The organism is Streptomyces sp. NPDC056600 (assembly GCF_042792855.1).
In the GTDB taxonomy this organism is placed as follows: domain Bacteria; phylum Actinomycetota; class Actinomycetes; order Streptomycetales; family Streptomycetaceae; genus Streptomyces.
Genome location: NZ_JBHTVQ010000008.1, coordinates 100,522 through 114,589 on the forward strand (window position 1 = coordinate 100,522; position 14,068 = coordinate 114,589).

Here is a 14,068-nt window from a genome sequence, read left to right on the forward strand (position 1 = left end):
GGGACGGACACGTTCCCCCGGCCCGCCGTTCGCTTCGGCCCTCCTGTCGGTGCGGCGCGATAGCCTTCCTGCCTGCGGGAACAGGTGAACGAACGCGGGAACGAGCCAGGAGGCGAACGCTGTGCGGGTACTGGGGGTGGACCCGGGACTGACCCGGTGCGGCGTCGGCGTGGTCGAAGGGGTCGCCGGGCGGCCGCTGACCATGCGCGGCGTCGGCGTGGTCCGCACGCCCGTGGACGCCGAGCCCGCGCTCCGGCTGGTCGCCCTGGAACAGGGGCTCGAGCAGTGGCTGGACGAGTACCGGCCCGAGTTCGTCGCCGTGGAGCGGGTCTTCGCCCAGCACAACGTCACCTCCGTGATGGGCACCGCCCAGGCCAGCGCCGTCGCCATGGTCTGCGCGGCCCGGCGGGGCATCCCCGTCGCGCTGCACACCCCCAGCGAGGTCAAGGCCGCCGTCACCGGCAGCGGCCGCGCGGACAAGGCGCAGGTCGGGGCCATGGTCACGCGCCTGCTGCGGCTGGACGCGCCGCCCAAGCCGGCCGACGCGGCGGACGCGCTGGCGCTGGCCATCTGCCACATCTGGCGGGCCCCGGCGCAGAACCGCCTGCAGATGGCGGTGGACCGCCAGGCCCTGCGCAACCAGCACACCACCCGCACCCTCGGCCGCCCCCGCCCGGCCAGGGCCAGGCCCCCCGAGGCCTCACCCGGGTCCGGGGCATCACCCGGGTCCGGGGCCTCATCCGGGTCCGGGGTCTCTTCCGGGTCCGGGGCCTCGTCCGGTCCGGAGCCTTCACCCCGCCCCGGTTCCTCGCCGGGCGGCGAGGCGGCGCCCGGTCCCGCCCGCACGTCCTCCCCGGTCGACCCCTCACGGGCCGACGCCCCGCAACCGAAAGGCCGCCGCCCGTCATGATCGCCTTCGTGAGCGGCCCGGTCGCCGCCCTCGCCCCGGACTCCGCCGTGGTCGAGGTGGGCGGCATCGGCATCGCCGTGCAGTGCACCCCCGACACCCTCTCCCGGCTCCGCCAGGGGGAGAACGCCCGCCTGGCGACCTCGCTGGTGGTGCGTGAGGACTCCCTGACGCTCTACGGCTTCGCCGACGACGACGAGCGGCAGGTCTTCGAGCTGCTGCAGACCGCCAGCGGCGTCGGCCCCCGGCTCGCCCAGGCGATGCTCGCCGTGCACAGCCCCGACGCGCTGCGGCGCGCGGTGGCCTCCGGCGACGAGAAGGCGCTGACCGCGGTCCCCGGCATCGGCAAGAAGGGAGCCCAGAAGCTCCTCCTCGAGCTGAAGGACCGGCTCGGCGCGCCCGTCGGCTCGCCCGCCCGCCCCGCCGCCGGCCTCGCCCCCGGCCCGGCCGGCTGGCGCGACCAGCTGCACGCCGCCCTGGTCGGACTCGGCTACGCGGCCCGCGAGGCGGACGAGGCCGTCGAGGCCGTCGCCCCGCAGGCCGAGGCGGAGGCCGACCCGCAGGTCGGGCGCCTGCTGAAGGCCGCGCTGCAGACCCTCAACCGAGCCCGCTAGGAGACCTGGGTGAACTGGGACGACACCACCGACGACCTCACCGCCCCCGAGCGGCTGGTCGGCGCCTCCGCGGACGGCGAGGACCAGGCCGTCGAGGCCGCGCTGCGCCCCAAGGACCTGGGCGAGTTCATCGGCCAGGAGAAGGTCCGCGAGCAGCTCGACCTGGTGCTGCGGGCCGCCCGGGCCCGCGGCGCCACCGCCGACCACGTGCTGCTCTCCGGCGCGCCCGGCCTGGGCAAGACCACCCTCTCCATGATCATCGCAGCCGAGATGGGCGCCCCGATCCGCATCACCAGCGGCCCGGCCATCCAGCACGCGGGCGACCTCGCCGCGATCCTCTCCTCCCTCCAGGAGGGCGAGGTCCTCTTCCTCGACGAGATCCACCGCATGTCGCGGCCCGCCGAGGAGATGCTGTACATGGCCATGGAGGACTTCCGGGTCGACGTGGTCGTCGGCAAGGGCCCCGGCGCCACCGCCATCCCGCTGGAACTGCCCCCGTTCACCCTGGTCGGGGCCACCACCCGGGCCGGGCTGCTGCCCCCGCCGCTGCGGGACCGTTTCGGTTTCACCGCGCACATGGAGTTCTACGCCCCCGACGAGCTGGAGCGGGTGATCCACCGCTCGGCCCGGCTGCTCGACGTGGAGATCGACACGGAGGGCGCCGCCGAGATCGCCGGCCGCTCCCGCGGCACCCCCCGCATCGCCAACCGGCTGCTGCGCCGGGTGCGGGACTACGCGCAGGTCAAGGCGGACGGCGTCATCACCCGTGAGGTGGCTTCCGCGGCGCTCCAGGTGTACGAGGTGGACACCCGCGGCCTGGACCGGCTGGACCGGGGCGTGCTGGAGGCGCTGCTCAAGCTGTTCGGCGGCGGCCCGGTGGGCCTGTCGACGCTGGCCGTCGCGGTGGGGGAGGAGCGCGAGACGGTCGAGGAGGTCGCCGAGCCGTTCCTGGTCCGGGAGGGCCTGCTGGCCCGCACGCCCCGCGGCCGGATCGCCACTCCCGCGGCCTGGGCCCACCTGGGACTCACCCCGCCCGGCGCCGCTGGCAGGACGGCAGGGAACGGACAAGGCGACCTGTTCGGGGCGTGAGGGGCGTGTGACGGGAGGTAAAGCTCGCTACGGAAGGAACCCCGGTGACATGCTGGGCGTTGTTCCATGCGCGCGGGCTCGCTTAGACTCCGCCGATGCCGCCCCTGTGGGCGGCGCCCACCCCACCCCCGTCAACAGGCCGCTCACGATCGCGGTCGTGCGAAGGAAATCTCCGTCCCGTGGATATCTTGACCCTTTTCCCGTTCATCATTCTTATCGGGGCCATGTTCCTGATGACCCGCTCGGCCAAGAAGAAGCAGCAGCAGGCCGCCGACATGCGGAATCAGATGCAGCCCGGTACCGGCGTCCGGACGATCGGGGGCATGTACGCCACGGTCAAGGAGGTCAGCGACGAGACGGTCCTGCTCGACGCGGGTCCCGGCGTGGAGCTGCTCTTCGCGAAGAACTCCATCGGCGCCGTCCTGACCGATGAGGAGTACAACCGCATCGTGCACGGCATCGAGGCCGAGCTGAAGGACGACGTCGTCCCCGACGACGCCTCCTCCCTCACCGACGAGGACGCCGACGCGGACACCCGTGCCGTCGCCGACGACCAGGTCGTGGACCTGGGCAAGAAGGCCGAGGACGAGCCGAAGAAGACCGACGGCGAGTCCGACGCCAAGTAGGCACGCTCCGGCGTGGGGGGTGACCGGTCGAACCCCGCGCACCCCGGGGGGGAACACCAGCGTTCCGTACGGGGTCCGAACTTGTCATGGCCGTCCGCAGACCGCACAGGTGCGCGCGGCGGCCCGAGAGGGAGTACGAGAAGGTGGCAGCACCTAAGAAGGGCCGCAGCGCGAACGCGCCGGGCAAGCCGGGACGCGCCCTCGCCCTGATCCTGATCGCCCTGGTGGCGCTCACCGGAGGCATGTTCGTCTCCGGCCACACCACCCCGCGTCTCGGTATCGACCTGGCCGGCGGCACCAGCATCACGCTGCGCGCGGTCGCCGAGAAGGGCCAGGAGTCGGCGATCAACCCGACGAACATGGCCACGGCGGTCGACATCATGGAGCGCCGGGTCAACGGCCTGGGCGTCTCCGAGGCCGAGGTCCAGACCCAGGGCGACAAGAACATCATCGTCAACGTCCCCAAGGGCACCAACTCGCAGCAGGCCCGGGACCAGGTCGGCACCACCGCCAAGCTGTACTTCCGTCCCGTGGTGCAGCTGGAGGTCTCCGGCGGCGAGGCCGCGGTCCCGACGCCGGGCGCCACCGACGGGGCCTCCCCGTCGGCCGACCCCACGGGCAAGAACAGCGCGTCGCCCTCCGCCCCCGAAGCCTCCGACCCGTCCGCGAAGGCCTCCGCCTCGCCCCAGGGCCGTGCGCTGACCGAGGGCCTCAAGGCAGCCACCGCCACCCCCTCCCCGGACGCCACCGGCGCCACCGAGGCCCCGGCGGAGAGCCCCGCGCCCGCGCAGACCGCCCCGCCGGTCGACGCGAAGGTGCAGGCCGCCTACGCCAAGCTCGACTGCAGCGACCCCAAGCAGCGCGCCACCGCCGGCAAGGACAGCAAGCCCGAGGACGCCACGGTCGCCTGCGGCCGCAACGGCGACGGCCCGTGGCAGAAGTACATCCTCGGCCCCGCCGAGGTCGACGGCACCGACGTCGACGACGCCCAGGCCGTCCTGAACACCCAGACCGGCGCCGGCTGGACCGTCACCATGGAGTTCACCTCCGAGGGCCGCAAGAAGTTCGGCGACATCACCGGCCAGCTGGCCACCCAGGCCCCGCCGATGAACCAGTTCGCCATCGTGCTCGACGGCGAGGTCGTCTCCGACCCGCGCGTCAGCGAGGCGCTGACCGGCGGCAACGCCGAGATCTCCGGCAGCTTCGGCCAGGAGGAGGCCCAGGCGCTGGCGAACATGCTGTCCTACGGCGCCCTCCCGCTGACCTTCGAGGAGGACAGCGTCACCACGGTGACCCCGGCCCTCGGCGGCGAGCAGCTGGATGCGGGTCTGATCGCGGGCGCCATCGGCCTCGCCCTGGTCGTGATCTACCTGCTGGTCTACTACCGCGGCCTGTCGCTGATCGCGATCGTCTCGCTGCTGGTCTCGGCGGCGCTGACCTACTCGATCATGTCGCTGCTCGGCCCCGGCATCGGCTTCGCGCTGAACCTGCCGGCCGTCTGCGGCGCCATCGTGGCCATCGGCATCACCGCGGACTCGTTCATCGTGTACTTCGAGCGCATCCGCGACGAGATCCGCGACGGACGCACGCTGCGCCCGGCCGTGGAGCGCGCCTGGCCGCGCGCCCGGCGCACCATCCTGGTCTCCGACTTCGTGTCGTTCCTCGCCGCCGCGGTCCTCTTCGTGGTCACCGTCGGCAAGGTCCAGGGCTTCGCGTTCACCCTCGGTCTGACCACCCTGCTCGACGTGGTCGTGGTGTTCCTCTTCACCAAGCCGCTGATGACGCTGCTCGCCCGCACCAAGTTCTTCTCCAGCGGCAACAGCTGGTCCGGCCTGGACCCGAAGCGCCTGGGCGTGCAGCCCCCGCTGCGCCGCACGCGTCGTCCCTCCTCCTCCGCCCTCGTCGAACCCAAGGAGGCCTGAGATGTCGAAACTCGGCACCCTCGGCGCCCGGCTCCACCGCGGCGAGGTCGGCTACGACTTCGTCGGCAAGCGCAAGATCTGGTACGGCGTCTCGATCCTGATCACGGTCCTCGCCGTCTTCGGCCTGTTCAAGCCCGGCCTGCACATGGGCATCGAGTTCCAGGGCGGCGCCGTCTTCACGACCCCGAAGACGAGCGTCTCGGTCTCCCAGGCCGAGTCGTACGCCGAGGACGCCTCCGGCCACGACGCGATCGTCCAGGGACTGGGCACCGGCGGCATGCGCATCCAGGTCGCGGGCATCGACACCCAGAAGTCCGACGCGATCAAGACCGAGCTCGCCGACAAGCTGAAGGTCGACCCCGAGCAGATCAACGCCGAGCTGGTCGGCCCCAGCTGGGGTGAGCAGATCGCCGCCAAGGCCTGGCAGGGCCTGGCGATCTTCATGGTCCTGGTGGTCATCTACCTCGCCATCGCCTTCGAGTGGCGGATGGCGGTGGCCGCGCTGGTCGCCCTGATCCACGACATCACCATCACGGTCGGCGTCTACGCCCTGGTGGGATTCGAGGTCACCCCGGGCACCGTGATCGGTCTGCTGACCATCCTCGGTTACTCGCTCTACGACACGGTCGTCGTCTTCGACAGCCTCAAGGAGCAGACCAAGGACCTCACCAAGCAGACCCGCTGGACGTACCGGGACGTGGCCAACCGCTCGATCAACGGCACCCTGGTCCGCTCCATCAACACCACCGTGGTGGCGCTGCTGCCGGTGGCGGGCCTGCTGTTCATCGGTGGCGGCGTCCTGGGCGCCGGCATGCTGAACGACATCTCGCTGTCGCTCTTCGTCGGTCTCGCGGCCGGCGCCTACTCGTCGATCTTCATCGCCACGCCGCTGGTCGCCGACCTCAAGGAGACCGAGCCGCAGATGAAGGCGCTGCGGCGCCGGGTGCTCGCCAAGCGGGCTCAGGCCGGCGAGGGCGCCACCGCGGTGACCGGCGTGGGCGCCGGGACCACGGACGACCCGGAGGGCTCCGGCCCCGCCGTGGTGGGCCCGCGGGCCGGCCGCAGCGGCCGTGCCTCCGGAAGGAGGCGATGACGCCGTGACCGACATCCAGGCGCTGCTGCTCAGCCGCATCCGCGAGGTCGAGGACTACCCCGAGCCCGGCGTGAGGTTCAAGGACATCACGCCGCTGCTCGCGGACCCCGCCGCCTTCGGCGCGCTCACCGACGCGCTGGCGGACATCGCGGTGCGCACCGGGGCGACGAAGATCGTGGGCCTGGAGGCCCGCGGCTTCATCCTCGGCGCGCCGGCGGCGGTGCGGGCCGGGATCGGGTTCATCCCGGTCCGCAAGGCCGGCAAGCTGCCCGGCGCGACGCTGAGCCAGGCGTACGACCTGGAGTACGGATCGGCGGAGATCGAGGTGCACGCGGAGGACCTGGTCCCCGAGGACCGGGTGCTGGTCGTCGACGACGTGCTCGCCACCGGCGGTACGGCGGAGGCGTCCCTGCAGCTGGTGCGCAGGGCGGGAGCCGAGGTCGCGGGTCTCGCGGTCCTCATGGAGCTCGCCTTCCTGCGCGGGCGTGCCCGCGTGGAGCCGGCTCTGGGCGGCGCTCCGCTCGCGGCGCTGCTCGTCGTCTGACCTCTCGGCTCCACCCAGCCGCACAGCTCCACCAGAGCCGGACCCCGGGCCCTCGTGCCCGGGGTCCGGCTCTTCCCCTCCCCGGAGCCGCCCCGTCCCGGGAAACCGGCCGCCGGGCAGGCTGACGGGCGTCGGAGGGGGAACGCTCGCTACCATGGGATCTCCGGGGCCCGACCGGGTGACCCGGACCGCGCCCGAGGAGTCCTCTTGCCAGACGAGGCCCAGTCACTGACCGCCGCCCAGCCCGAGCGGGCGAAGGACGACGCGGCGACCCCAGCGCCGGACACGGACGCGCAGGACATCCGCGAGGAGCCCGCCGCCCCGGCGGCGCCCGCCCGCGCCCAGGAACGGACGGCCGCCGCGCCGGCCGAGGAGGCGCGCCCCCGGCCCTCGACCCGCACCACCGGACCGGCCGGCGCCGCCGCGAGCGGCGCCGCCGCGCGGTCCGGCTCCTCCAGCCGCGTCCGGGCCCGCCTCGCCCGCCTCGGCGTGCAGCGCTCCAGCGCGTACAACCCGGTCCTGGAGCCCCTGCTGCGGATAGTGCGCGGCAACGACCCGAAGATCGAGTCGTCCACGCTCCGCCAGATCGAGAAGGCCTACCAGGTCGCCGAGCGCTGGCACCGCGGCCAGAAGCGCAAGAGCGGCGACCCGTACATCACCCACCCGCTCGCGGTCACCACCATCCTCGCCGAGCTCGGCATGGACCCGGCGACGCTGATGGCCGGGCTGCTCCACGACACCGTCGAGGACACCGAGTACGGCCTGGAGCAGCTGCGCCAGGACTTCGGCGACACCGTCGCCCTGCTGGTCGACGGCGTGACCAAGCTGGACAAGGTCAAGTTCGGCGAGGCCGCGCAGGCCGAGACGGTGCGCAAGATGGTCGTCGCGATGGCCAAGGACCCCCGGGTCCTGGTGATCAAGCTCGCGGACCGCCTGCACAACATGCGCACCATGCGCTACCTCAAGCGGGAGAAGCAGGAGAAGAAGGCCCGCGAGACCCTCGAGATCTACGCCCCGCTGGCCCACCGGCTGGGCATGAACACCATCAAGTGGGAACTGGAGGACCTCGCCTTCGCGATCCTCTACCCCAAGATGTACGACGAGATCGTCCGCCTGGTCGCCGAGCGCGCCCCCAAGCGCGACGAGTACCTCGCCACGGTCATCGACGAGGTCCAGGCCGACCTGCGGGCCGCCCGCATCAAGGCGACCGTCACCGGGCGCCCCAAGCACTACTACAGCGTCTACCAGAAGATGATCGTCCGCGGCCGCGACTTCGCGGAGATCTACGACCTGGTGGGCATCCGCGTCCTGGTGGACACGGTCCGCGACTGCTACGCGGCCCTCGGCACGGTGCACGCGCGATGGAACCCGGTCCCCGGCCGGTTCAAGGACTACATCGCGATGCCCAAGTTCAACATGTACCAGTCGCTGCACACGACGGTGATCGGTCCCGGCGGCAAGCCGGTCGAGCTGCAGATCCGCACCTTCGACATGCACCGCCGCGCCGAGTACGGCATCGCCGCGCACTGGAAGTACAAGCAGGAGGCCGTGGCCGGCGCCTCCAAGGTCCGCACCGACGCCCCGCGCTCCGGCGGGTCCGGCAAGGACAAGGACGCGGTCAACGACATGGCGTGGCTGCGTCAGCTCCTCGACTGGCAGAAGGAGACCGAGGACCCCGGCGAGTTCCTCGACTCGCTGCGCTTCGACCTCTCCCGCAACGAGGTCTTCGTCTTCACCCCCAAGGGCGACGTGATAGCGCTGCCCGCCGGGGCGACGCCGGTCGACTTCGCCTACGCCGTCCACACCGAGGTCGGCGACCGCACCATCGGCGCCCGCGTCAACGGCCGCCTGGTGCCGCTGGAGTCGACCCTGGACAACGGCGACACGGTGGAGGTCTTCACCTCCAAGGCCGACAACGCCGGCCCCTCGCGGGACTGGCTCGGCTTCGTCAAGTCGCCGCGCGCCCGCAACAAGATCCGCGCCTGGTTCTCCAAGGAGCGCCGCGACGAGGCGATCGAGCACGGCAAGGACGCCATCGCGCGGGCCATGCGCAAGCAGAACCTGCCGATCCAGCGGATCCTCACCGGCGACTCCCTGGTCACCATCGCGCACGAGATGCGCTACCCGGACATCTCCTCGCTGTACGCCGCGATCGGCGAGGGCCACGTGGCCGCGCAGAACGTCGTGCAGAAGCTGGTCCAGGCGATGGGCGGCGAGGAGGCGGCCAGCGAGGAGGTCGACGAGAGCATCCCGCCGGCCCGCACCCGCAAGCGGCGCTCCAGCGCCGACCCGGGCGTGGTCGTCAAGGGCGTCGACGACGTGTGGGTCAAGCTGGCCCGGTGCTGCACGCCGGTGCCCGGCGACCCGATCATCGGCTTCGTGACCCGTGGCAGCGGGGTCTCGGTGCACCGCACCGACTGCGTCAACGTCGACTCGCTCTCCCGCGAGCCCGAGCGGATGCTCGAGGTGGAGTGGGCGCCCACCCAGTCCTCGGTGTTCCTGGTCGCCATCCAGGTCGAGGCACTGGACCGCTCCCGGCTCCTGTCCGACGTGACCCGCGTCCTGTCCGACCAGCACGTCAACATCCTGTCGGCCGCCGTGCAGACCTCGCGCGACCGGGTGGCCACCTCGCGGTTCACCTTCGAGATGGGCGACCCCAAGCACCTGGGCCACGTCCTGAAGGCCGTACGGGGCGTGGAGGGCGTCTACGACGTCTACCGCGTCACCTCGGCCCGGCAGACCCGCTGACCCCACCGCGGGCCCTTCCCACGGGGGCCGCACGGCGAAGCCCCCGGCCGCACGGCGGCCGGGGGCTTCGGAGCAGTCGGGCGACGGTCAGCCGCCGAACTCCTGGAGACCCTTCAGGGCCTGGTCCAGCAGAGCCCGACGGCCCTCCAACTCACGCTCGAGCTTCTCCGCCCGGGCGGTGTTGCCCTGCGCGCGCGCCTGCTCGATCTGGCCCTCGAGCTTGTCCACGGCGGCCTGCAGCTGACCGGTCAGACCCGCGGCACGCGCCCGCGCCTCCGGGTTGGTGCGGCGCCACTCGGCCTCCTCGGCCTCCTGGATCGCCCGCTCCACCGCGTGCATCCGGCCCTCGACCTTCGGCCGCGCGTCCCGCGGGACGTGACCGATGGCCTCCCACCGCTCGTTGACCGAACGGAAGGCGGCACGCGCCGACTTGAGGTCGGTGACCGGGAGGATCCGCTCGGCCTCCTCGGCCAGCTCCTCCTTCAGCTTCAGGTTCTCCGCCTGCTCGGCGTCCCGCTCGGCGAAGACCGAGCCGCGGGCGGCGAAGAAGACGTCCTGGGCGCCGCGGAAGCGGTTCCACAGCTCGTCCTCGTGCTCGCGCTGGGCGCGGCCCGCGGCCTTCCACTCGGTCATCAGCTCGCGGTAACGAGCCGCCGTCGGACCCCAGTCGGTCGACCCGGACAGCGACTCGGCCTCGGCGACCAGGCGCTCCTTGACCTTACGGGCGTCCTCGCGCTGCGCGTCCAGCTGCGCGAAGTGGGCCTTGCGGCGCTTGGAGAACGCGCTGCGGGCGTGCGAGAAGCGGTGCCACAGCTCGTCGTCGGACTTGCGGTCCAGCCGCGGCAGCCCCTTCCAGGTGTCCACCAGCGCGCGCAGCCGCTCGCCGGCCGACCGCCACTGCTCGGACTGCGCCAGCTCCTCGGCCTCGGCGACCAGCGCCTCCTTGGCCTGACGCGCCTCCTCGGACTGCTTGGCCCGCTGAGCCTTGCGCTCCTCCCGACGCGAGTCGACCGTCGCCACGAGCTTGTCCAGACGCGCCCGCAGCGCGTCCAGGTCGCCCACCGCGTGATGGGCGTCGACCTGCTCGCGCAGGTGCTCCACGGCGGCCAGGGCGTCCTTCGCGGCGAGGTCGGTGGTCCTCACCCTCCGCTCGAGGAGGCCGATCTCGACAACCAGGCCCTCGTACTTGCGCTCGAAGTAGGCCAACGCCTCGTCGGGGGAGCCGGCCTGCCAGGAGCCGACCACCCTCTCGCCGTCGGCCGTACGCACGTACACGGTCCCCGTCTCGTCGACGCGGCCCCACGGGTCGCTGCTCACAGCGCCTCCTCCACATGATGCCGCGGGGTGTTTCGTGGCCCCGGGCATCCTCCACAGTTTCGTCACCGGTCAACATAGGCGACCGGCGGGTGGCCTGTCCGCATTCCGCGCGACCGAATATCGGCCCACGCGGTGGTCACGGCAGACAGGCCGCTGACATCAGGACGCGGTGACGGTCGCCTTCTCGATGACCACCGTCGCGTTGGGGGCGCCGTCCCCCGCACCGGTGCTCTCACCAGCCTTGGCGATCTTGTCCAGGACGGCCAGGCCCTTCGCGTCGAGCTTGCCGAAGGGTGTGTAGTTCGGCGGCAGCGGGCTGTCCTTGTAGACCAGGAAGAACTGGCTGCCGTTGGTGTTGGGACCGGCGTTGGCCATGGCGACCGTGCCCGTCGGGTACGTGTTCTTCTTCAGGACGTCCGACTTCAGGTTCTCGTCCTTGAGTTCGTAGCCCGGGCCGCCGGAGCCGGAGGCCGTCGGGTCGCCGCACTGCAGCACGTAGATGCCCTGGGTCGTCAGGCGGTGGCACTTCGTGTGGTCGAAGTAGCCCTTGCCGGCCAGGAACTTGAAGGAGTTCACGGTGTGCGGCGCGCCCGCGGCGTCCAGCGCGACCGGGATGTCGCCGCACGTGGTGTCCAGCGTCATCGTGTACTTCGCCGACTTGTCCAGGTCGAGCTTCGGCTCCTCCTTGAAGGTCATCTCCTCGACCTTGCCCGCCGCGGGCTTCTCGCAGGGGTCGGGCGCCTTGCTCGGCTCCGCGCTCGGCGAGGCGTCCGCGCTCGCCGCCGTGTTCTCGCCGTCCTCGCGCAGGGTGCCCGTGGTGTACAGCGCGACGCTGCCGACCAGGACCACGCCGAGGACCGACGCGACCACCGCGTTCCGAATGCGCGCCTTGCGGCGGGTCTCGGTGCGCCGCTGCTGCTGGCGCAAGAACTTCTCCCGGGCGAGCTGACGCCGCCGCTGTTCCTGGCTGACCACCGGGTCTCACTCCTCGTGCGAATCGTGCGTCGACCGGGCCGCGTGAGCCTCCTGAGCCGACCGCGTACGTGTGCCCCGTACCGTATATGGGTTCGCCGATGATTCGGCAGCGCCGGTAGGCTGCCGGTGCCAGGGTTGGCCGGATAGCCGCCGCCCGTATCGACACAACGAGGGACGATCGTGCTCATTGCCGGGTTCCCGGCCGGTGCCTGGGGGACGAACTGTTATCTCGTCGCCCCCGGTGCCGGCGAGGAATGCGTGATCATCGACCCCGGCCACCAGGCCGCCCAGGGAGTCGAGGAGACGCTCAGGAAGCATCGGCTCAAGCCCGTCGCGGTCGTCCTCACCCATGGACACATCGACCACGTCGCCTCGGTGGTCCCGGTGTGCGGCGCGCACGACGTGCCCGCCTGGATCCACCCGGCGGACCGGTACATGATGAGCGACCCCGAGAAGGCGCTCGGCCGGTCCATCGGCATGCCGCTCATGGGTGAGCTGACCGTCGGGGAGCCCGACGACGTCAAGGAGCTGACCGACGGCTCCGCGCTGGAACTCGCCGGCCTCGAGTTCTCCGTCGCGCACGCACCCGGCCATACCAAGGGGTCGGTGACCTTCAGGATGCCCGAGAGCGCGGACGTGCCGTCCGTGTTCTTCTCCGGGGATCTGCTGTTCGCCGGCTCCGTCGGACGGACCGACCTGCCGGGCGGCGACATGGACGACATGCTCGCGTCGCTGTCCCGCGTGTGCCTGCCGCTGGACGACACCACCGTCGTCCTGTCCGGCCACGGCCCCCAGACGACCATCGGCCAGGAGCGCGCCACCAACCCCTACCTGCGGCAGGTGGCCGCCGGCCAGGAGGGCCTGAGGGCCCCCCGACGAGGAATGTGACGAGAGAACACCCGTGAGCACTTTCAAGGCCCCCAAGGGCACCTACGACCTGATCCCGCCGAACTCCGCCCGCTTCCTGGCGGTCCGCGACGCGATCTCGGCCCCGCTGCGCAACTCCGGCTACGGCTACATCGAGACGCCCGGCTTCGAGGACGTCGAGCTGTTCGCCCGCGGCGTCGGCGAGTCCACCGACATCGTCACCAAGGAGATGTACACCCTCACCACCAAGGGCGGCAGCGAGCTCGCGCTGCGCCCCGAGGGCACCGCCTCGGTGCTGCGCGCCGCGCTGGAGGCCAACCTCCACAAGGCCGGCAACCTCCCGGTGAAGCTCTGGTACTCGGGCTCCTACTACCGCTACGAGCGCCCCCAGAAGGGCCGCTACCGCCACTTCTCGCAGGTCGGCGCCGAGGCGATCGGCGCGGAGGACCCGGCGCTGGACGCCGAGCTGATCATCCTCGCCGACCAGGCGTACCGCTCGCTGGGCCTGCGGAACTTCCGCATCCTGCTCAACAGCCTCGGCGACAAGGAGTGCCGCCCCGCCTACCGGGCCGCCCTGCAGGACTTCCTGCGCGGCCTGGACCTCGACGAGGAGACGCTGCGCCGCGCCGAGAGCAACCCGCTGCGCGTCCTGGACGACAAGCGGGCCGACGTGCAGAAGCAGCTCGTCGACGCGCCGCTGCTCAAGGACCACCTGTGCGAGGCCTGCAAGGCCTACCACGAGGAGGTCCGCGAGCTGATCACGGCCGCGGGCGTCGTCTTCGAGGACGACCCCAAGCTGGTGCGCGGCCTGGACTACTACACCCGCACCACCTTCGAGTTCGTCCACGACGGCCTCGGCTCGCAGTCCGCGGTGGGCGGCGGCGGCCGTTACGACGGCCTCTCCGAGATGATCGGCGGCCCGGCGCTGCCGTCCGTGGGCTGGGCGCTCGGCGTCGACCGCACGGTGCTCGCCCTGGAGGCCGAGGGCGTGGAGCTGGACCTGCCCGCCACCACCAGCGTCTTCGCCGTGCCGATGGGCGAGGAGGCGCGGCGCCTGCTGTTCGCGAAGGTCACCGAGCTGCGCAAGGTGGGCGTCGCGGCGGACTTCTGCTTCGGCGGCAAGGGGCTCAAGAGCGCCATGAAGAGCGCGCACCGCTCCGGGGCGCGCTTCACGATCGTCGCGGGCGAGCGGGACCTCGCCGAGGGCGTCGTCCAGCTGAAGGACATGGAGTCCGGGGAGCAGACGGCGGTCGGCGTCGGCGAGATCATCGCCGAGCTCCAGTCGCGGCTCGGCTGAACCCGCCACGGACCGCGTCGACGGAACCGGGGGCCCGCACGGATGTGCGCGGGCCCCCCGGTCCGTGTC

General features: G+C 72.0%; 11 protein-coding genes and 1 pseudogene. 10 read left to right on the forward strand and 2 right to left on the reverse strand.

Annotated elements, in window-relative coordinates; all coding sequences use genetic code 11:
• Window positions 1-121: 121 nt before the first annotated feature.
• The 8 genes and pseudogenes from ruvC to ACFRAV_RS06935 form a co-directional block, all read left to right on the forward strand.
• Window positions 122-643 (forward strand): annotated as a pseudogene (gene ruvC / locus ACFRAV_RS06900) (crossover junction endodeoxyribonuclease RuvC); the annotation flags it as partial.
• Between the two features lie 263 nt (window positions 644-906).
• Complete coding sequence (gene ruvA / locus ACFRAV_RS06905; protein WP_382552268.1) at window positions 907-1,521, forward strand: Holliday junction branch migration protein RuvA; 615 nt, start codon at window positions 907-909, stop codon at window positions 1,519-1,521.
• Window positions 1,522-1,530: 9 nt separating this feature from the next.
• Window positions 1,531-2,610, forward strand: coding sequence for a Holliday junction branch migration DNA helicase RuvB (ruvB, locus tag ACFRAV_RS06910; RefSeq protein WP_382552270.1), 1,080 nt, complete (start codon window positions 1,531-1,533; stop codon window positions 2,608-2,610).
• A 179-nt stretch (window positions 2,611-2,789) separates the two neighbouring features.
• Window positions 2,790-3,236, forward strand: coding sequence for a preprotein translocase subunit YajC (yajC, locus tag ACFRAV_RS06915; RefSeq protein WP_382552272.1), 447 nt, complete (start codon window positions 2,790-2,792; stop codon window positions 3,234-3,236).
• 143 nt (window positions 3,237-3,379) lie between these two features.
• Entirely contained in the window at window positions 3,380-5,158 is a 1,779-nt protein-coding gene (gene secD, locus ACFRAV_RS06920) for a protein translocase subunit SecD (RefSeq protein ID WP_382552274.1), read from the forward strand.
• Window position 5,159: 1 nt separating this feature from the next.
• On the forward strand, window positions 5,160-6,251 hold the full coding sequence (gene secF, locus ACFRAV_RS06925; RefSeq protein WP_351112253.1) for a protein translocase subunit SecF: 1,092 nt from the start codon (window positions 5,160-5,162) through the stop codon (window positions 6,249-6,251).
• 4 nt (window positions 6,252-6,255) lie between these two features.
• The gene (locus tag ACFRAV_RS06930; RefSeq protein ID WP_382552276.1) at window positions 6,256-6,795 is read left to right on the forward strand and encodes an adenine phosphoribosyltransferase; all 540 of its coding nucleotides are present in this window, start codon (window positions 6,256-6,258) and stop codon (window positions 6,793-6,795) included.
• Between the two features lie 207 nt (window positions 6,796-7,002).
• Window positions 7,003-9,543 carry a RelA/SpoT family protein gene (locus tag ACFRAV_RS06935; protein ID WP_382552278.1) on the forward strand — a complete coding sequence of 847 codons (2,541 nt, stop codon included), beginning with the start codon at window positions 7,003-7,005 and terminating at the stop codon, window positions 9,541-9,543.
• An 87-nt stretch (window positions 9,544-9,630) separates the two neighbouring features.
• Here the strand turns inward: ACFRAV_RS06935 and ACFRAV_RS06940 are convergent, their stop codons facing one another.
• Window positions 9,631-10,860 carry a DUF349 domain-containing protein gene (locus tag ACFRAV_RS06940; RefSeq protein ID WP_382552280.1) on the reverse strand — a complete coding sequence of 410 codons (1,230 nt, stop codon included), beginning with the start codon at window positions 10,858-10,860 and terminating at the stop codon, window positions 9,631-9,633.
• 159 nt (window positions 10,861-11,019) lie between these two features.
• On the reverse strand, window positions 11,020-11,835 hold the full coding sequence (locus ACFRAV_RS06945; protein WP_382552281.1) for a peptidylprolyl isomerase: 816 nt from the start codon (window positions 11,833-11,835) through the stop codon (window positions 11,020-11,022).
• A 180-nt stretch (window positions 11,836-12,015) separates the two neighbouring features.
• On the opposite strand from ACFRAV_RS06945, the gene ACFRAV_RS06950 reads away from it, so the two are divergent.
• Together ACFRAV_RS06950 and hisS are read left to right on the forward strand one after the other, a co-directional pair.
• Window positions 12,016-12,723, forward strand: coding sequence for an MBL fold metallo-hydrolase (locus ACFRAV_RS06950; protein WP_382552283.1), 708 nt, complete (start codon window positions 12,016-12,018; stop codon window positions 12,721-12,723).
• Between the two features lie 13 nt (window positions 12,724-12,736).
• Entirely contained in the window at window positions 12,737-13,999 is a 1,263-nt protein-coding gene (gene hisS / locus ACFRAV_RS06955) for a histidine--tRNA ligase (RefSeq protein ID WP_382552285.1), read from the forward strand.
• Window positions 14,000-14,068: the final 69 nt, after the last annotated feature.